The organism is Ammoniphilus sp. CFH 90114, from assembly GCF_004123195.1.
GTDB lineage: Bacteria > Bacillota > Bacilli > Aneurinibacillales > RAOX-1 > YIM-78166.
On record NZ_SDLI01000006.1, the window covers coordinates 309,869 to 328,940 of the forward strand.

The window sequence follows — 19,072 nt, forward strand, 5'->3', positions numbered from 1 at the left end:
CCTCAACGACTGGATTTTGGATCAAGAACATCACGAATCCCATCTCCAATCAAATTCAGTGCACCAGAAGCTAAGAAAAGAGCCAGTCCAGGGAAGGTAGGATACCACCAATAATCTAAGAGATACTTCCAACCGACACTAATCATGGCCCCCCATTCAGGTGTTGGGGGCTGGGCTCCGAGACCAAGGAAACCAAGTGTTGCCACTAGCAGAATAGCATCTCCTATGTCGAGAGTAATTTGAATAACAATAGGAGATACTGCGTTTGGGATGATGTGCTTGCTTATTATTCTCCATGGTCGAATCCCAAAAGTGATTGCTGCCTTAACAAAGAGCCTTTCTCTTAAGGCAAGGGTTTCACCCCGAGCAAGTCGAACATACACCGGAATCTTGACGATGGCGATGGCAATCATCGCATTCTGCAGGTTAGGTCCTAAGGCAGCAGCTAATGCCATAGCTAAAATGAGTGTAGGAAAAGCTAGAACCATATCCATTAATCTCATAATCACCTGATCTATTTTACCGCCGAAATATCCAGATATAGTTCCAAGGATGGTCCCAATCATTCCTGCGGCTAAAACGACAGCCGCCCCAATACCGAGGGAGAGCTGGGCTCCATATAAGATCCTAGTTAAGATGTCTCTGCCTACCTCATCCGTTCCGAACCAGTGGGATGAAGATGGAGGCTGAAAACGTTCAGCAATATTAATCTTTGTAGGATCATAGGGAGAAAGCAACGGGGCAAGAAGAGAGATTAATACAATAAAGCCTAAAATCCCCATACCTACTAAGGTCATCTTATTACTTTTTAATTTATACCAGACAGGATTAATATCTCTTTTCGGGAGAACCGTTTGGGTTTGTACTTGCATGCATCACTCCCCCTATTCCTTGATCTGTGGATCCAACATATAATAAGTCAAGTCCACTATTAAATTAATGAGTACATATCCACAGGCAATGACCAATGTGAAGCCCATCATAGCAGGGAAATCTAGATAAGCGATTGATTCTACTACATATTTCCCCATACCAGGCCAGCCAAAAATGGTTTCTGTCACGACAGCTCCCCCTAAAAGAGAACCGAAGGATAACCCTACAACCGTAATCGTAGGAATCAGAGCATTGCGTAATGCATAGCCGAAAAGAAGGAAAGGTCCGCTGATTCCATTAGCCACGGCTGTACGAATATATTCTTGTCCCAAGACCTCGATCATACTAGCACGAACTTGACGAGTGACTGTAGCGAGTTGAGCGTAGGAAAGTGTAATGGCAGGAATGATAATATGCCATAGACTATTCTTAAAGGCAATCCAATCGAGTGTAAGTATACTATCTACTAAGTATAGACCCGTAATTCTAGTTGGAGGGTTAATGCCTATATCCAGACGCCCCGTTGCTGGGAACCAATTAAGATAACCATAGAAAATAAGAATCATAACTAAACCACTCCAAAACACGGGTGTGGAGACTCCTGAAATCGCAAACACTCGGCTGCTATGATCCCAGAATGTATCTTTTTTTACTGCTGCGAGAATCCCAAGTGGAACACCTATGATGATAGCGAAGAAAAAAGCTAACAGAGCAAGTTCTAAAGTAGCTGGAAAAAATGCAATTAAGTCATCCACAACAGGCTTTTGTGTGCGGATGGAGGTTCCTAGATCTCCAGCAAGTAAATCTTTCATGTAGTGAAAATATTGGACCCAGACCGGTTGGTCTAGGCCCAATTGTTTTCTTACCTGCTGGAGTGTTTCTTCCGTTGCCCGTTGTCCAACGATCATTCTTGCAGGATCTCCCGGTATAATATGAGAAATCATGAACGTCGTTAGCGTGACACCGAAGACCACTAGGAGAAGGAGAGCTAAACGCTTCATAATGATTCTCTTCATGGACGAACACTCCTGTATCGGTTATTTCGACATGGTTGCTAAGTTATAGATACCCTCTAACATCGGGTTATAAGTAAATCCCTTCACTTCCTTGCTCATCGGGAGTAGAAAATCCTTCTGGTCAAGGTAAATATAAGCGGCATCTTCAATAACGATATTCTGTGCTTGTTGGTATAGGTTCTTTCTCTCATCAATATTATTAATAGAAGCTGCCTTACGAATCATCTGGTCTACTTCATCATTTTTATAGAAGGCGCGGTTTCCAGCTAAACCAAAACTATTAGAATCAAACCAATAATTCATAAACATAAACGGATCCGCAAAGTCTGGGCTCCATACCCCCGTACAAAGATCGAACTCCCCTTTATCAATCATTTCTCTCATCGTAGCGTAGGCAACCTTCTTCAGGTTAAGTTTAATGCCTACTTCCGCCAGGTTAGCTTGTGCCATGAGGGCTGTCGTTTCCCAGAATGGCTTGTTGTCCGAATAAAGGAAATCCAAGGTCAGATCTTTAACTCCCGCTTCAGCTAATAATTCCTTAGCTTTATTCGGGTCATAACTATATTGCATCGCCTGCTCGTCATGGCCCCATAAGCCTTTCGGAATCGGACCGCGCATCTGCGTGGCATAACCTTGCTGTGTAGCGTCGATGATGCCTTGATAATCCAAAGCATAACTAATAGCTTGTCGAACCTTAGCGTTCTGAAGAGCCGGATTTCCTTGACTTGTATTAACGTATAAATAATCTACCGCCAAACTCGGTTGTTGAATAAGCTCAACATTCGAGAATGCCTTAACTGACTCAATCTGATCTACTGGTATACCCTCAGCAATATCAATCTCACCTTTTTCTAATTGAAGTCGCTGAGCAGAAGGATCGCCCACGATTCTGAAATAAATCGTTTTCAATGATGGTTGAACGGATGAATGTGAATTTTGTTCAAGTTTAAAGTATTCTCCCTTTTTCCATTCTGTTAGGTGATAGGCTCCGCTTCCGGCCGTATTAGAGGCTAGATAGTTTTGTCCTAAATCTCCATTTTGCTCATGATCTAATACCTTAGGATTAACGATTCCTCCATAGTTCGCTGCCAAAGTTGACAAGAACGGCGGAAAATTCTCTTTGAGAACGAACACAACCGTGTTTGGATTCTCAACCTTAACTTCAGAGATAACTCCATAGACATCCGAAGGTCCCTTAGCAATTTTCAAGATACGATCAAAAGTAAACTTGACCGCTTCGGCATCAACTGGAGTTCCATCCGCAAACTTATGTCCCTCATTGAGGATAAAAGTCCAAGTAAGACCATCATCACTGATTTTCCATTCCTTCGCTAAGCCGGCCTTTACCTCAGTACTAGCCCCATCATATTCAACTAGTCTCTCATATGTCGGGTAAGTAATCTTCCACGCCGAATTGTCCATCGATACTCCCGGATCTAATGTGCCTTGATCGGCAGTCATAGCTACAACAAGAGTATCCTTCCCATTAGGACTCTCTGTAGTTTGAGTCTCTCCGGAGCCTGCACTATCCGCCGGCTTCTGTTCTGAAGGTGTTTGAACCTGAGGACTGTTTGCATTCTGACCACAGCCGGTTAAAGCAATGGCTAGAACAAGACTTGAAACGACTGATAACCATTTCACTTTCTTCATGTTTACCCCCCTGTTAAATGAAGTTTAGTAGTTATGTAACTCTTTGTTGTACTTAGAATTTTCACTATATTAAACCTATATTCAATATATTGTATTAAAGGAATCATTTCAAGATGTTTTTCTTATTCCTTTATAAATCGCAATCGAATTCGTTTTTCTTGCCCAACTGGGATTCCCAAAATTGAAGTGCCACCATTCTTCTTCATAGCCTGTAAATCCAACTTGGTTCATTACCGATTGCAAAAGTTGCCTATTTTGCTTAATGGTAATCTCCTCATCGCTAAGAGTGCCTAGATTCTCGTAATAATCTGCTCTCGCTTTCTCTGAAAACTCATCAAACTGTGTCCCCATATTCAGCCATCCACTTGAATTAACGAGAGTTACATCTACGGCACCACCAGTCATATGTGGTGAAGGACGTTCTACATCCTCTGAAGGTCGAGCCACAAACTTAGAGAGTTCCGACACTAATTTCTCCTCGGTCATTCCTTCTTGCTGCCGAAGTTCTTCTCGAATCATCTCATATAGCGCATGTTGTACTTCAAAAGGACGCCAAGCATCCAGTACTAATAGATCTATTCCTTCTGGCAGATAGTTAGCCGCTTCAACTAGACGCTTCGCAGCGCCCTCTCGAAGAAAGCATTGCTCTAAGGCATGAGGAACTTGATGCAAGTAATAATAGGGGTACGTTTTAATTCTTGGAGAAATCCCTTCTAATGTAACAAGTGGTTCTCCACAGTCTTGAATAGAAATAATACGATGTCCTCCTTTCTCTGTTTCATTGGATTGTTTTAACATAAAACACCTCCCAAATAAACATAGTAAATTTATCACTATTCTATATCATCTAAATAATTTAGTAAACTTAATTTAATTTTAATATACAGAAATATAATGTTTGTGACTGTTGCACGCAAAAAAATCACTCCGAACAAATCGAAGTGAAACATTAGCTAACCCATATACAATCTTCAGGACGTTTATCAAACAAGAATTCCTTAAACGAAACGTGTCGCAAATAATGCAAATCCGTTCGTTCCAGATATTCTATTCGACAACAAATCCGTGGTTCTATCCATTGTGTATTTCGATCCTTTTTACCTAGTATTTGTTGGGCAATTTGTAGAAAGGCTGTTTTCTCTTCAGGGCTCATCCCGATATGAACCGTTGCCACTGGCTTATTCTTCACCGTAGGAAAGTTCAAACCTACAACAAGAGAAAATTCGGGAATCGTTCGATAACCAAGAATAACCGTATCAATCTCCTTGTAGTTCTTAATTTTCACCCAATCTTCAGAACGGATCCCCAGTTTATATGTAGAATCCTTCCGTTTGGCCACGATCCCTTCTAAGTTATGCTTTATAGATAAAGCGCTCAAAGCTTTTCCTTCTCCTTCAACAAACATCGTCGACATCAGAGATGGATGAGGATCTAAGATCTCTTGAAGTCTTTGTTTTCGAACAGTTAATGGTTCACTCATATGTTCTTGAGTGGTGGCCAGGACATCAAATACTACAAAGCTAGCTGGGTGTGAAACCTGTGCTGCGGCTATCTTGCGGGCGTCGGTCAATCGACCGCGAAAACTAAAATCATCAAAAATCGTTCGTCCTTCTCGAATTACTACTCCCTCACTATCGAGAATGGCTGTTTTCGGTTTGATAGCTGAAGTGATCTCCTTTAGTTCCGGAAATTTACCCGTAACACATTTACCATTGCGTGTATAAGCTTCAATTCTATCTCCTTGCTTATGAAGGAGAATCCTCCATCCATCCATTTTGGGTTCAAATATGAAGTTATCGTGATCAAAGGCTTGACCGCCAATCGATACAAGCATCGGTTTAATTGGTGTAAACAGCATGGCTTTCACCTCACTGACCATTGTCTCACCCTCCAAACTGTTAGATCATCCCCATTACATCCCTAGCGTTTTCTTTCTCCTTATTTGAATCTCTTGGGATTGCGACTTGAAAATGAGTTCCTTTCCCGATCTCACTCTTCACTTGTATCGTTCCCTCTAAAGCTTCCACAATTCGGTAACAAACCATAATGCCAAGACCTGTACCTTTTTCCTTCGTTGTAAAAAAGGGACTTCCCAATCTATCTACTTGTTCCTGTGTCATGCCTATACCTTGATCAATCACATCAATTATAACATGGTTATCCAGTACGTCAGCACGTACTTGCATGATCCCCCCTTTTGGCATGGATTCAATGGCGTTTTTAAGTAAATTTACCATTATTTGCGTTATTTTAGTTTTCTCTGCTTTGACATATAAAGCCTCTTGAACCGTAGTCTCAATAGCTACGCCTTGGGCAAGTGCGTAAGGAAACAGGACATTAACCGCTTTTAAGATATGGCTCTTAACATCGACTAATTCCAGTTCACCTATTTCAGATTCAGGGCGAGCAAAAGTTAGATAATCCGTAATAATCGTCTGGGCTCGGTCTAGCTCATTTAGCATCATCTCGGCATAGGTTTGTTTCTTATCAGCATCAATCTCATCTTTTGCCAAAAGTTGTATAAAGCCTCGAATAACGGTAAGTGGGTTTCGCACTTCATGCGCTATGGCCGCAGCCAGATGACTCACCACACGCATTTTTTCAGATTCCTGTAATTCAAAAGTAATAGAAGCATTCTCTCGACTTTTCTCTATAAGAAAGACGACAATACTAATACCTAGGGTATTAAAAAGGATGAAGCCAAGAAAGAAAAACACTTGATCCTTTGTTATCTCTAAGCCTGTTTTAAGGTGGAAATATACTAGAGAGGCTATCATGATCGTAATGGATAGAAGAAAACAGAGTATCGCAGCAATCCTCATCCTTTTATTCCTAGAATATTGCTCAAACCGATGGATCCCGTAAAAGACGAACGGGAGTACTATCGCATGAGTGAGTATCGTTAAGTATAACCCATCACCACCAAGGACATATCGGTAAAAGATCATTAATCCTGTGAGTAATAGGCCCACCTCAATGCCTCCATACAGTATGCCTATGAGCAATGGAACATCACGTAGATCGTACCTGTGCCCATCTAAAAGGGTTACAGGAAATGTCATACAAAGAATAATGGATATAGCACACGTGACACCAATTACCAGTTTTTTCCTACTCTCTTGAAGGGTATGGATTTCTTTCTCCCAGAACATTTGGTAAAGAAGTATGGGAAACAAGATGCTAAATAATTGCACGATTAGGTCTTTCATAGTTCTTTCCCTTTCTTGACTAGCTATTATTTTTACAAAAAATAAAAAAGCCAAAATAGAACCATAAAGATTCTATTTTGGCTATATGGATGAGCTCAATATTGATTGTCTATACCATCTTCCCCAATTGTATGTGTTTGTAGGTAAATTAGTTTACTTAATTTTGTATAAATAGGTTAGATCATGGCTTCCATCCATGTATCCAATTTCAATATTACTTCAAATGGAAAATAATATCAACAACTTGAGGACAAAATAAACAAAACAAACGACTGGCTAGCCATTATGACAGGAGGGACAATGGGGCATGTCGCCAGAGATCCAACAAAAGCTACTAGAGATCAGTAGCTTAACTAGCAGAATGTTACGAAAAAGCTTTGGGCGAGGACCGGAATCGTGCCAAGCCTATCTTAAATATCGATATCTTGTTATTACCATTCGTGGCTTTCTCTCGCCTATGGAATCCATTTTACTTGAACATGGAAATGTAGATGACATTGATATTTCGCGTGGTATTGTTATGAATAATGTACTTGCTCAGTTAAGAGGAGTCCTTGAACTTGAGTTTCAACAGGATGTACAGGACTTTTACCATGATTGGAATTATACAAGAAATACAGGTGTAATTATGATCGTGTTTGAACAAGATATTCTTCCTGGTGATAACTTTGAACCCTTTCTAGAACAGACTCCCCTACTTGATGAGGTTAATCGAATTAGCGAGATGGTTCAGAAAGTTCCAGATCGGACAGAAGCCTATCAAATCACTCCTTCGATTTATTTAGTTCTACGCGTGGGAATTTTAATTACTTTAGAGAAAGCCTTAATCGCTAAAGGGTTTCAACAAACTCTTCTCGTTACAAAAGATGACTTGGAAAAAGGTTTTTTTCATAGGAGTGGCCCTTTTCAAGAAATTTTCAATCAAAGATTATCTGATATCTTTATCGACTGGAATCTAAACGATGATAACAGCCTTATGTGTATCGTACTCAAATAAGGGAGGAGGTAAAAAAGGGACCCCACTTGGAGTCCCTCACCGTTCATCTTCTTGCTTAAACCACGAATCCTGGACGAGCAATAATGACAAGCAGGATATAGAGAACTAGAATGAACGCTAAGCCGCCACCTAATCCAGCCCCACCAGCGAAAGGTACACTCATATTGAACTGCCCCCTTTCCTTAGTGATTACTATATAATATTAAAGATGAGGTAAATTGCCTGTACGGTAGCCCAGAATATAGGAATTGCACTCTTGCCTATCCTTCGGTGTAAAAATAAAAAAGCTTTATCCTTATTATGGATAAAGCTTTTCTAGATATGACCTTCTTACAACTGAAAGTCTACACCAATGCTATCGACTCTGCCAACTTCTCTTATATATGCAGCAACTGCTTGATGTTCCGGATTTGTGACATAAGCATCCAGAGCAGCTTGATCTTCAAATCGGACACTCAAAACCACCTGGTATTCTTTACTCTTCTCTGCGATATTAAACCCCGCCTGAATCTCTACAATACCAGTTAAGTGATTTTTCAATGCTTTAAAACGGTCGATAACTTCCTGTAACTGCTCTTTTGTTGTCTCTTCTGCAAATTTAACTAATACGATACGATGAATCATGCTGGGACCTCTCTTCTCCTATTTTAACTTCACTGCTCATTTTAATTCATAATCTTACCTTTAACAATAATAATAGACCCATAACACAGAACGAAAAATCCGCATATTTCGCCCTTCATTCATCTATTCAAATTCAGAAGATGTTGCATTTACTATAGTATAAGGTAAGGATTTACCTCCTTTTATCCTTACCTTACGTTCAATGGGATGGACGGGGCTTGCTGGTACGCACGGCAAGCTTTACATAAACTTGCTGTTTACTTGAAAGGTCATCGCTCCTGTTTTTTTACCATTCGATCCAACAAACCAAATAAGAACGATCGTGCCTGTTCGAGTTCACTCCCTCTCTCCTCCCATTGTTCAGGACTTTGAATGAATGGACCATTAGGCAGTGCATCACGGAATAGTTGAGCAAGGGAACGAATCATCTCCAATGTAAATTCGGGATGAAACTGTAATCCTACGACCCGCTCACCATAGACGAAAGCCTGATTCTTACATGCGGTACTCGTTGCCAATTGGACAGCCCCGTCTGGCAAGTCAAACGTATCGCTATGAAATTGAAACATGTTCAAAGAGGAACAGAATTCCTGAGGAAAAGGATTATTTCTAACCTCCTCCGTAAATTCAAGCGGCCACCAGCCAATTTCGCTATGGACATGGGGATAGGCTCGACCTCCCAAGGCATCAGCTATCATTTGTGCACCTAAACAGATGCCAAGGACCCCTTTTTTCTGTTGGACCGCCTGGCGGATGAATTCTTTTTCCTCCCTCAGCCAAGGATACTTCTCCTCCTCATAAGCCCCCATTCTTCCCCCGAGTATGATGAGTAAATCTACATGCTCAAGTATAGGTAAAGGATCCCTATTATAGAATTGAGTACCTGTTAATGTATACCCTCTCTCTTTAACCCAATCCTTGATAAAGCCAGGCGTAGCTAGTGGGTCGTTTTGGATGTAATGAATATTCATTAATTCTTCACCCCTACTTAGAACCTGGACGTAAAGACCTTTCGTTCCCAGTCACTTACGTACCGAGAGTATTTGTCCCATTCCGTTCTCTTGATTTTAATATATTCCTCCCAGATTGAACGTCCAATGGTTTCTGCTAGTATCGTATCATGAGAAAGATAGTCTACGGCTTGGCTTAGACTGCGGGGAACCCAAGTAATTCCTCTTTCCTTCAATTGTCCTTCACTTAACTTACTTACATCAAGATCTGCAGGCTCACCTGGATTCATCTGATTTTGCACACCATGTAGTCCAGCGGCAACAAGGCAAGCAGCCAACAGATAAGGGTTGCAGGTACCATCGGCTCCACGATATTCAAAACGACGTGCTCTTCTCTTCTCTGGTATTCTTACGAGAACGGAACGATTCCCAGCTCCATAGCATACATGTGCAGGGGCCCACGAACCTGGTTGCATTCTTTTATAGGAGTTGATACTTGGGGCACCAATCGCGATAAGAGAAGGACCATGCTTTAATAATCCGCCGATGAAATGGTAAGCTTTATCCGACATGTCTAATCCGCGTTGATCGGTTAAATCCTCAAACAGATTTTCACCTGCTTGATCATATAGGCTAATATGCACATGCAACCCACTTCCTGCAAGATGCGGAAAAGGCTTCGGCATAAGTGTACCAACCATTCCTTTATCACGTGCTATTTGTTTATATAAATGAGAGAAGGTCACTTGATCATCAGCAGCTTTAAGGGCAGGAGCATATTTTAAATTGATCTCTAATTGACCAGGCCCAAATTCACTTGAGATCTGTTCGGTTTCCACTCCCATCGCCTCTAGTGAATAAACAAATTCTTGGATGAAATCTTCTTGAATATCGGTTCCTTCAGACGAGAAACAATGACTTTGATCAGCAGGCTCAAGTACACCGTTCACTTCCTTTAATAAATACGCTTCCTGTTCAAATGCCATGAACATCTTGCCGCCCAATAAGGTTTCCACTTCATTCAACAACCTCTTTAGTGCGTTCCTTGGACAACCCGGCCAAGGATCACCATTAACATCCACAAGATCACAGAGCATGCGTGCTGTATTTTTACGATAAGGTAGGATGGCAAAGGTAGTCGGATCCGGTACCGCAAAGAAATCACCATCGTTCGGACCATAAGTTGGGTTTGGAATATATTCATCAAATACGTCAAAACACATAATGGCTGTACTAAAGTTAACCCCTTTTTCCATAGCATCCCTTAATTGCTTCGGGCGTAAGGTCCGACCGCGTGTAACCCCTGCATAATCTAAGAACTCTACCCGAATAAATTCAACCTGTTCTTTCTCTACGATTTCAAGCACTTTATCTACAGTCATCATCTAAGCTCTCTCCTCATTATTTATTAGTTTTAAAACAGTCCGGGTGACAAGGGTGACTCCAATTGGGATAATCGTATCATCGAATTGAAAACCAGGGTGGTGTAAATCCACCACCGGAGACCCCGCCTTTCCCACGCCTAAGCGAAAATAAGTACTAGGAACGCGCTCAGCAAAAGCGCCAAAGTCATCTGCCCCCATGGATGGCTCTTTGAGAATATGGACGGACTCGCCTAGCCATTCTCTTGCGCTTTTCTCGAGGGTTTTTGTGATTTCTTCGTCATTAATTACAGGTGGGTGCCCATCAGTAAAAGTCACACAAGCATTCCCACCATGCGTTTTTGCTACATTTTCTACCAATTGGGTAAGCTCTTTCTTTATCTTTGTGCGAGTTGCCTGTGATACCGAACGAACGGTCCCCTTTAATACCACCCGGTCTGCCACCACATTGCTAGCTGAACCTCCCTCAATGACACCTACATGAACCACTACCGGGTCAACTGGATTATTAGCTTTTGTAACATAAAAGGAAAGAGCTTGAAGGATCTGAGCCGAGATCATGATGGCGTCTATACTTTGATGAGGTCGTGCACTATGCCCTCCCTTCCCTTGGATTTCAAATTCAAAATCGTCACAGGAAGCTGTTACAGCACCATACCTAACACCAATTGTTCCATGAGGCAAATGGGGCCACAGATGAAGGGCCAACATCTGATCCACTCGAGGTTGTTCCAACACACCTTGCTCAATCATCCGAAGTGCTGCGCCATCGGCTTCCTCTCCCGGTTGAAAGATCCCTCTTACACGACCATTCCATTGTCCTCTATGTTGATGTAGTTGATAAATCACACCTAGTAAGATCGTCGTGTGTCCATCATGACCACACGCATGCATGACACCAGGATGACATGACGCAAAGGAAAGACCGGTTTTCTCTTCAATGGGTAGGGCGTCTATATCTGCACGAATGGCAATATGTGGCCCTTCTCCCTTTCCACCGATTATATCTACTACAATTCCCGTTTCTCCTACCCTGCGATAGGCAATGCCCCAATCATCCAGACAAGATGCAATAAATTCGGAGGTTTGAAATTCTTGAAATGAAAGCTCTGGGTATTGATGAAGATAGTGCCGTATCTCCTTGAGCTTCCTCTCTAGTTCAGGGGCTACCTCTACTTCTTTTCTAAGCATAACTTCTACTCCTTACATCACTTGTTGTTGAGATTCTCCTACATCCTTAGATTTATGAAACATCTTAAAGAGTACATAGAGAACACCCATCCAGATTGCACCGCGTACAAGGGTCATAGGCGAACCTACAAAAGTTCCATAACAAACAATACCGATCCCAACAAAACCAAGAATGGGGAACAAGGGATACAACGGCTGTTTCCATGACAATTGACTGACCTCATCCATGTTATTTTTCCGGTATAAAACACCAGCGATTAACGCTAGGGTCCATGAAACCATCCAGGCCAGAACCAATTGAGTAGAAAGTTCAACGTATAAGAAATCTGGATTTACTGCTCCCAGTAAGACTAACCCGACGGATGCAGCCCAAACCGCAATAATACCGTACACAGGAGTTCCAGTTTTCGGATGAAGATGACCAAAAAAAGCGGGTAAATATCCCCGACGAGCCTGAGAATAAAAGATTCGAGAGGCGGAGTATAAAGTCCCCATCAAAATACATGTCGCTGCAGCAATCCAAGCTGCAATATTCATGATGAAGGCACCTGCAAAACCAAATACCTGCTCAGCAGCAGCGGTAAACGGGGAATGGTCCATCGATACCTGATCCCAAGGAATCAACCCCTGTAAAACGACTTGTGCGAAGGAATACAATACGATAAATGTCATACTTGACCAAATAAGAGCCTTAGGTAAATCCCTTGGATTCCTACATTCTCCACCTGCCGTAGCTAGAGTAACTGCACCTAGATAAGCATAGGTTCCAAGGGGAACTGCCGCCCAAAAGCCATCAATACCATTCGGAAGAAAAGGAGTAAAATGCTCCGTGTTGATGTCTTTTAAGCCGATAAGAGAGAAAAGGGCCATTACTCCTGTCATAATTAAAACAAGAACAAGCTGTGTCTTCGCTGCAATTTGTGTACCTAGGATATTAAGGAGTGCAAAGATAGAAATAAAGAAAATAGCAAATATAATAGACCAGTAACTTCCTTCTAATTGCGGGAAAAACCACATGGTAATCTGACCGAGTGCTAGCCCTACACTACCACCCGCAATCACCCACCCCACAGCAAACGTAAATCCTGCTAGAAAGCCCCACCATTTCCCCATAAATCTCTCAACCCACAGAGACATCGCTCCCGAATTCGGCATCCCCACAGCCAATTCGCTTAGGGCTACCATCAGGAATAGCTGTGAAAGACCGGCAACCAAATAGGCCATAATGGCCCCTGGACCCGCTGTTGCAATTCCTTGACCCATCAAGAGGAATATTCCATCCCCTATAACCGCCCCAACTCCTAGTGCCCAAATGTGCCAATATCCTAGCTTTCTTTCCGGAGCTAGCTCTAATGTCGTCGATTGACTCATGCGAAGGCCTCCTTTAATTGTTTTTGGTACACATTTTCAAAGTTTCTGTACAGAACCATTTCGCCAATAACCTGAGCCGTTGCACTGTCCATATAATTCGATTCCACCCATGAGGTTAAAACGTTTTCAAAACACTCTTTAAACAGATGCACGCCTAACCAGTTCATTTCTGGAACGGTGAAGGCATCCGATCCATACATAACCTTATCAAATGGGGCAAATTCAAACACCTGTGATAAAATTCTTTGAACTCCATGCCCACTGAATGGATTCTGCAGTGAGATATCCATATATACTTTGGGAAGAATACTTACAATAAACGCAGCTTCTTCTACCCAAGGATAACCCCCATGCACAAGATGAACCTTCGTATCCTGATATTCTCGTAAGAAATCGAGGAGAAAACTAGGACTTGCTTTAGGTAGTACAACATCACCATCCCCGATACCCGTATGAATGTGCATCACTTTATCAGATTTCGTACACTCTTCCATAGCAATGTGTAGACAGTAATCTCGTAAAGCCTTTACCTTCGCTCGTTCATTAACTTGGAATTCCGTATATTGTTCAGCCGCAGCCTGCTCATCCATTGGACTAATCTCGAGACCACTCCGGTAAGCAATAATGGATTTTAGCCCTATCACACCTTCCCTTTGCAATGTGGTATTCAGATCTGCCCGATATTGTTCTAGAAATTCACCGAAACTAGCACATTCTTGACGAAGACGTACCATAACAGGCTCAATCCGATAGACCTCCCAGAGTCTTGATCCACACAGTTCAGCATACTCTTTTTTGTTTAACATAGGCTGTGGATAACCAAAGTCCGCAACAATTCCAGTCAGTTTCGCATCTTGAAATAGCTCACGAGTATACGAGGGAAAGTTAATGGCTCTATTATTCCGATGCTCCACCACTTCTTCTAGCAATGGCTTGCATGAAAAATATTGGGCAAGCCGTTGAATAAGAATTTGCACCCACATATTACTCCCTGGAAAAGGCTGATTTGGAGTACGATGATAATCCTTTGGAATCTCATTTGGTATGACAGCTAGTGAGAGCTTTCGAACAAATTCCTCCGGTGTAAATGGTTCTGGATTGGCAATGTAAGGATGTGCATGAACATCTACAGCCTGACAATGAGCGAGAGACACTCTAGATTTTGACATTTTATACCTCCTTTTGTATGTTAATTCTCTATTTGCAAGATATATGCCAACACAAACTGCGTGTCGATTCAGACAATTCCGCTCATTCCCCTATTCATAAGAGAAAATAATTTTGCTATTGCTCAATTTTTTTCAGCAAATTATTTTTCTTATTATAAAATAATAAAAAATCTTCCAAATTTATTATGGGTTTTGGTATGATTTAGAAGATATAATTTCCACCTTTCAACCTGCGACAAAAATTACTGAAAAATATTTTTCAGCAAATTTATTTACACATGAGGTGAAGTATGGACTCTACCCTATCTTTACAGGAGATGTGGAATTCCTTGTTCGACAGCATCCTTTTTCTCACTGAGGAAGGAGTCGTCCACTCTCTCAACCGACCCGCTAGCCGTCTTTTTACAGGGGGGCAGCAATCGCTTATAGGCTCCTCTATATTGGAACTTATACCATCAGAGGAGTTGAGAAGAAGTCTTCTAAAAAAGTCTACCGTGACCGGAATTCCAATTTCTCTCGGCACCCAACAACATGTAGGCAACCTTTCCTTTTTAGAGTCTGGGTATTACCTACTTGTACTTAAAAACATGACACAAGTTCATCAGCTCCAACATCAGCTAATGGAAGCAAACGAGCAAAAACAAGCTTTCGATATGATTCTAGATCATTTGGAAGAAGGCATTTGTGCGGTCGACCCCCATGGAACGGTCATTTTCTACAATCGAAAGATGGGCGAAATTGATATGCTTGAACCAGAATCGGTAAGAACAAGGAGAATACAAGAGATTTGGAACGTAGAGGAATCAAACAGTACTCTTCTGACCTGTCTTCGAACGGGACGTATCCTCAATCAACGCGAGACTCATTTCACCACCAATGGGAAAGCTGTCACTACGCTAACTAAAACCATCCCAATTTATATAGAGAATAAAAAACTTGGGGCACTAGAGATTTCAAAAGATATTACAGAACAAAAACAACTCACGGAAACTATTATGCAAATGCAAAAACGAGGTTCAAAAGAGGATTCGGTATCCGTCCCCCGAACTCTGTCAGAAAAAAACAATACTAGATTTCACTTTGAAAGTATTAAGTACTCTAGCAGAGAAATGAGGCAAACCGTAGAGCAGGCTCGTCGCTCCGCACGCTCGGCGTCTAATATCCTGATTGTTGGAGAGACCGGAACGGGTAAAGAACTTTTTGCTCAGAGCATTCACAATGAGAGTCCAAGAAAGAACAAGCCATTTATTGCACAAAATTGTGCAGCCCTACCTGAAACCCTCCTGGAAGGGTTGCTTTTGGGCACAACAGCAGGGAGTTTCACTGGCGCAGTTGATCGAGCAGGTTTGTTAGAACAAGCCCAAGGAGGAACACTTCTCCTTGATGAAATTAACTCCATGAGTCCAGATTTGCAAGCAAAACTGCTCCGCGTTCTTCAAGAGCGAAAAATCCAACGTTTAGGCTCATCAAAAATCTTGGATATTGACGTTCGCGTTATTGCAACGATGAATGAAGATCCTATGCAGGCTATTTCCCACCAGCGCTTGCGCGAGGATCTGTATTATAGACTAGGTGTTGTGAATATTGTTATTCCACCTTTACGTAATCGTAAGGATGACATTCCCATACTAATCGACCATTTTCTCGCTAAGCATGCTCCTACTTTAGACGTTGTGGTAGATGGCATGGAAGATGATGTTTTTCATTTTCTTCTACATTATTCCTGGCCAGGTAATGTTCGTCAGCTAGAACACGTTATTGAGGGATGTTTAAATCTCATCTATGACGAAAGTAGAATTGGCTATGACCACCTTCCCCCTGGTCTCAAAACAAAAATGCTTCAGCAAACATTGCCTGACACAAGACAAGACATTGAGCCATCGAACGGTACCTTGCCAGAACAACTAGAAAAACTAGAACGTCTGATCATTGACAGAGCATTAAAGGACTCCAGAGGAAATGTAACCAAAGCGAGTGAACAGCTTGGGATTTCTAGACAGAATTTGAATTACAAGTTGAAAAAATTTCACTTCCAATCATAAGGAGGAAGATTCATGTCTAACCCATTTCTAGTTATGGAAGATCAACTTATTGCTAACGCACTAAAGATCCGTTTCTTCCCTATCACGGTTCAATCTGCAAAAGGTACGAGATTAACAGATCCCAATGGTAAAGAATATTTAGACTTGACTGCTGGGTGGGCGGTTGCCGGAATTGGCTATAGTCATCAACGAATAAGTCAGGTTATCAAAGAACAGTACGATACCTTGTCTTTTACGTCACAATTGTCGGCACCTGAACAAACCATGGTGGCCTTAGCTAACAAATTAGTAGAAATCACTCCAGGAAATTTCTCTAAAAAGGTATGGTTTGGGCATTCCGGTTCAGACGCGAATGACTGTATTGCAAAACTGGTTCCACTGGCTAAAAAACGATCACGTATGATCTCCTTTATGGGTTCTTATCACGGTCAAACCATGGGGTCGCTCTCCTTATCCGGACACCCTGCCCAATCCATGTTTATCGGAAGTGGAAACGTTATCAAAATTCCTTATCCGAATCCTTATCGACCTCCATTTGGAGAAACCAATCGATTGACTGATCAAGTCCTACAGTATCTTGAAGACGAAGTTTTCCGTACTGTATGTCCGCCAGAACAGACTGCTGGGCTGATAATAGAAGGAATTCAAAGTGACGGTGGGTTAATTGTTCCACCCGATGATTTTCTTCCACGACTTGAAAAACTATGCAAGCACTATGACATCGCTTTGATCTTTGATGAAGTCAAAGTTGGTATGGGCCGAACAGGGAAATGGTTCTCTTATGAGCATACAGGTGTTACGCCGGACGCTACCGTCTTAGGCAAGTCTCTTGGTGCCGGGCTTCCCCTTAGTGCCGTTGTGGCTAGGCAAGAAATCCTTGATGTCGGATCAGGTATTCATATGTTCACAACTAGTGGCAATCCTGTTTGTAGTCGCGCAGCCCTAGAGAATATAGCAATCCTTGAAGAAGAGTTCTTACTGAAACAAGCACAAGAAAATGGCGACTATTTTATGAAGTTGTTAAAAGAACTTCAAACGAAGGTAGAGTGGATAGGAGACGTTCGAGGACATGGCCTTGCTATCGGTATCGAATTAGTAGAAGATCGCATCACAAAAACCCCAGCAACGGAGAAAACAGCCGCAATCTGCTACCGATGCTATGAGCTTGGTTTGCTAGTCTTTTATGTTGGCATTCACAGCAATGTGATCGAGATCACTCCTCCTCTTACCATCACTAAGGAGGAAATCGAGCATGCTGTATCCGTGTTAGAACAAGCCTTTACCGACCTGGCTTATGGAAAGATTGATATGGATTTGGTAAAAAGTTCGCAGGATGGTAGCTAAATGTGCATGGAAGAAGAGCCATTAGTTGGCTCTTTTGTTCTATTCTGTTTAATGAAAATCAATCTTTATACTTACAACTTCCGGTCGATTTCCTATTCTTAAAGGCGGACCCCAAGTGCCAAAACCTGAAGATACAATTAGATGATAGGCATCCTTTTTAAGTAAACCCCAATCTATTTCATAGATTTGCCCTGTGATCAGATTCGCTGGAAAGATCTGTCCCCTGTGGGTATGACCAGAAAGTTGCAAGTCAATCCCAAGCTCCTGAGCCCGGGAGAGATCTAGTGGCTGATGATCTAATAAGATCAAAGGTTTTGACGGATCTGTTCCCACAAGCAGTTCCTCTAGTTCCATCCGATCAACTCCCCTACGCCGATTAGGATCATCTCTACCTATTAGGTGAAAATGGTCTCCTATAGTAATATAATTATCCTTTAACACAGTAATACCCGATTCTATTAACTCATTCATAAGTTCACTTTGGTCATCCCGGAGGTCGCGGTCATGATTGCCAGGAACAATGTATGTTCCCATTGGGGATTGCAGTCGCGCTAATACAGCAGCCAATTTCGCTCCTTGTTCCGGTAGAAGACTCCCATCCGTAATATCCCCAGCAAGTAAAATGATGTCTGGTTGTAGATCCTTAACCATTTCCACCATTCGTTCAATTCTCTTCGTATCTATAATAGGGCCATAATGTAGATCGGAAACCAATGCAATGTGTAGTTGATCAAGTGGTCCTGCATTCTTATATACGGTTAAGTCATACTCTTTCACTATGGGATTTCGAGCATTCCAACTGCCGTAAACTACTACAATTAACACGAGGCACACAAGCAAAAAACCTAAGGTCAGTGGAGTTTTTTTATGATCTCTGATTATGACTGGTAAAAAGGCAATCCTTTTATCCAATAACCTTATTAAATCAGTAACCAGAAGCAGCAAAAATAGATAGGAAACCGCCACCATGGAGTACCCTCCCCAGATGGTAAGAACCGGAGCAATGGTAATAGGCAACACTTCCTCCCCTAGCTCAGCTAGGGGGAAGGATAAAATGAGTAAAAGAAAAAAGATCCAATAGAGTATCTGGTAGGGACGTGGCGCCTGTTTGCCAAGGGTATACCACCCCCTGCTCCCTATGTAATAACTCATTAGACCATATAAACCTAAAAATACTGTAGTAATTATTCCCCACATTGTTCGTATCTCCTTTCTATGTCCGAGATTAAAATAAAAAGAAATAGAAAGCAAGAA

The 19,072-nt window shown here is 41.9% G+C and carries 17 protein-coding genes; 3 read left to right on the top strand and 14 right to left on the bottom strand.

From position 1 onward, the window contains the following. Positions 1–2: 2 nt before the first annotated feature. From EIZ39_RS15825 to EIZ39_RS15850, 6 genes are all read right to left on the bottom strand, one after another. Complete coding sequence (locus EIZ39_RS15825) at positions 3–872, bottom strand: ABC transporter permease (RefSeq protein ID WP_129200949.1); 870 nt, start codon at positions 870–872, stop codon at positions 3–5. A gap of 12 nt (positions 873–884) precedes the next feature. Then, entirely contained in the window at positions 885–1,889 is a 1,005-nt protein-coding gene (locus EIZ39_RS15830) for an ABC transporter permease (protein ID WP_129200950.1), read from the bottom strand. 21 nt (positions 1,890–1,910) lie between these two features. After that, positions 1,911–3,539 carry an ABC transporter substrate-binding protein gene (locus EIZ39_RS15835; RefSeq protein ID WP_129200951.1) on the bottom strand — a complete coding sequence of 543 codons (1,629 nt, stop codon included), beginning with the start codon at positions 3,537–3,539 and terminating at the stop codon, positions 1,911–1,913. A 108-nt stretch (positions 3,540–3,647) separates the two neighbouring features. Beyond that, positions 3,648–4,337, bottom strand: coding sequence for a M15 family metallopeptidase (locus EIZ39_RS15840; protein ID WP_129200952.1), 690 nt, complete (start codon positions 4,335–4,337; stop codon positions 3,648–3,650). Between the two features lie 151 nt (positions 4,338–4,488). Next, positions 4,489–5,418, bottom strand: a complete 930-nt coding sequence (locus tag EIZ39_RS15845; RefSeq protein WP_129200953.1) for an ATP-dependent DNA ligase — start codon at positions 5,416–5,418, stop codon at positions 4,489–4,491. 19 nt (positions 5,419–5,437) lie between these two features. Beyond that, positions 5,438–6,748 (bottom strand): sensor histidine kinase, encoded by a 1,311-nt coding sequence (locus tag EIZ39_RS15850; RefSeq protein WP_129200954.1) that lies wholly within the window; start codon positions 6,746–6,748, stop codon positions 5,438–5,440. Positions 6,749–7,055: 307 nt separating this feature from the next. On the opposite strand from EIZ39_RS15850, the gene EIZ39_RS15855 reads away from it, so the two are divergent. Then, positions 7,056–7,745: a Na-translocating system protein MpsC family protein gene (locus EIZ39_RS15855; RefSeq protein WP_129200955.1), complete on the top strand. Its 690-nt coding sequence runs from the start codon at positions 7,056–7,058 to the stop codon at positions 7,743–7,745. A 55-nt stretch (positions 7,746–7,800) separates the two neighbouring features. Here EIZ39_RS15855 and EIZ39_RS15860 read toward each other — a convergent pair whose 3' ends face one another. The 7 genes from EIZ39_RS15860 to EIZ39_RS15890 all read right to left on the bottom strand — a co-directional run bounded on the left by EIZ39_RS15860 (position 7,801) and on the right by EIZ39_RS15890 (position 14,432). Further along, positions 7,801–7,908, bottom strand: coding sequence for a sporulation protein YjcZ (locus tag EIZ39_RS15860; protein ID WP_129200956.1), 108 nt, complete (start codon positions 7,906–7,908; stop codon positions 7,801–7,803). A 167-nt stretch (positions 7,909–8,075) separates the two neighbouring features. Next, positions 8,076–8,369 carry a Dabb family protein gene (locus tag EIZ39_RS15865; RefSeq protein WP_129200957.1) on the bottom strand — a complete coding sequence of 98 codons (294 nt, stop codon included), beginning with the start codon at positions 8,367–8,369 and terminating at the stop codon, positions 8,076–8,078. 269 nt (positions 8,370–8,638) lie between these two features. Further along, complete coding sequence (locus EIZ39_RS15870; protein WP_129200958.1) at positions 8,639–9,340, bottom strand: type 1 glutamine amidotransferase; 702 nt, start codon at positions 9,338–9,340, stop codon at positions 8,639–8,641. 17 nt (positions 9,341–9,357) lie between these two features. Then, on the bottom strand, positions 9,358–10,704 hold the full coding sequence (locus tag EIZ39_RS15875; protein ID WP_129200959.1) for a glutamine synthetase family protein: 1,347 nt from the start codon (positions 10,702–10,704) through the stop codon (positions 9,358–9,360). Further along, entirely contained in the window at positions 10,705–11,892 is a 1,188-nt protein-coding gene (locus EIZ39_RS15880) for a M20 metallopeptidase family protein (protein ID WP_129200960.1), read from the bottom strand. A gap of 12 nt (positions 11,893–11,904) precedes the next feature. Next, positions 11,905–13,263 carry an APC family permease gene (locus tag EIZ39_RS15885; protein WP_129200961.1) on the bottom strand — a complete coding sequence of 453 codons (1,359 nt, stop codon included), beginning with the start codon at positions 13,261–13,263 and terminating at the stop codon, positions 11,905–11,907. Beyond that, positions 13,260–14,432 (bottom strand): amidohydrolase family protein, encoded by a 1,173-nt coding sequence (locus EIZ39_RS15890; RefSeq protein ID WP_129200962.1) that lies wholly within the window; start codon positions 14,430–14,432, stop codon positions 13,260–13,262. The genes EIZ39_RS15885 and EIZ39_RS15890 overlap by 4 nt, the downstream gene beginning before the upstream one ends. Positions 14,433–14,722: 290 nt before the next feature. Between EIZ39_RS15890 and EIZ39_RS15895 the strand changes: the two genes are divergently transcribed. Beyond that, on the top strand, positions 14,723–16,474 hold the full coding sequence (locus tag EIZ39_RS15895; RefSeq protein ID WP_129200963.1) for a sigma 54-interacting transcriptional regulator: 1,752 nt from the start codon (positions 14,723–14,725) through the stop codon (positions 16,472–16,474). Between the two features lie 12 nt (positions 16,475–16,486). Further along, positions 16,487–17,818, top strand: coding sequence for an aspartate aminotransferase family protein (locus EIZ39_RS15900; RefSeq protein WP_129200964.1), 1,332 nt, complete (start codon positions 16,487–16,489; stop codon positions 17,816–17,818). Between the two features lie 48 nt (positions 17,819–17,866). On the opposite strand, the gene EIZ39_RS15905 is transcribed toward EIZ39_RS15900, so the two are convergent. Continuing rightward, positions 17,867–19,015 (bottom strand): metallophosphoesterase, encoded by a 1,149-nt coding sequence (locus EIZ39_RS15905; protein WP_129200965.1) that lies wholly within the window; start codon positions 19,013–19,015, stop codon positions 17,867–17,869. Positions 19,016–19,072: the final 57 nt, after the last annotated feature.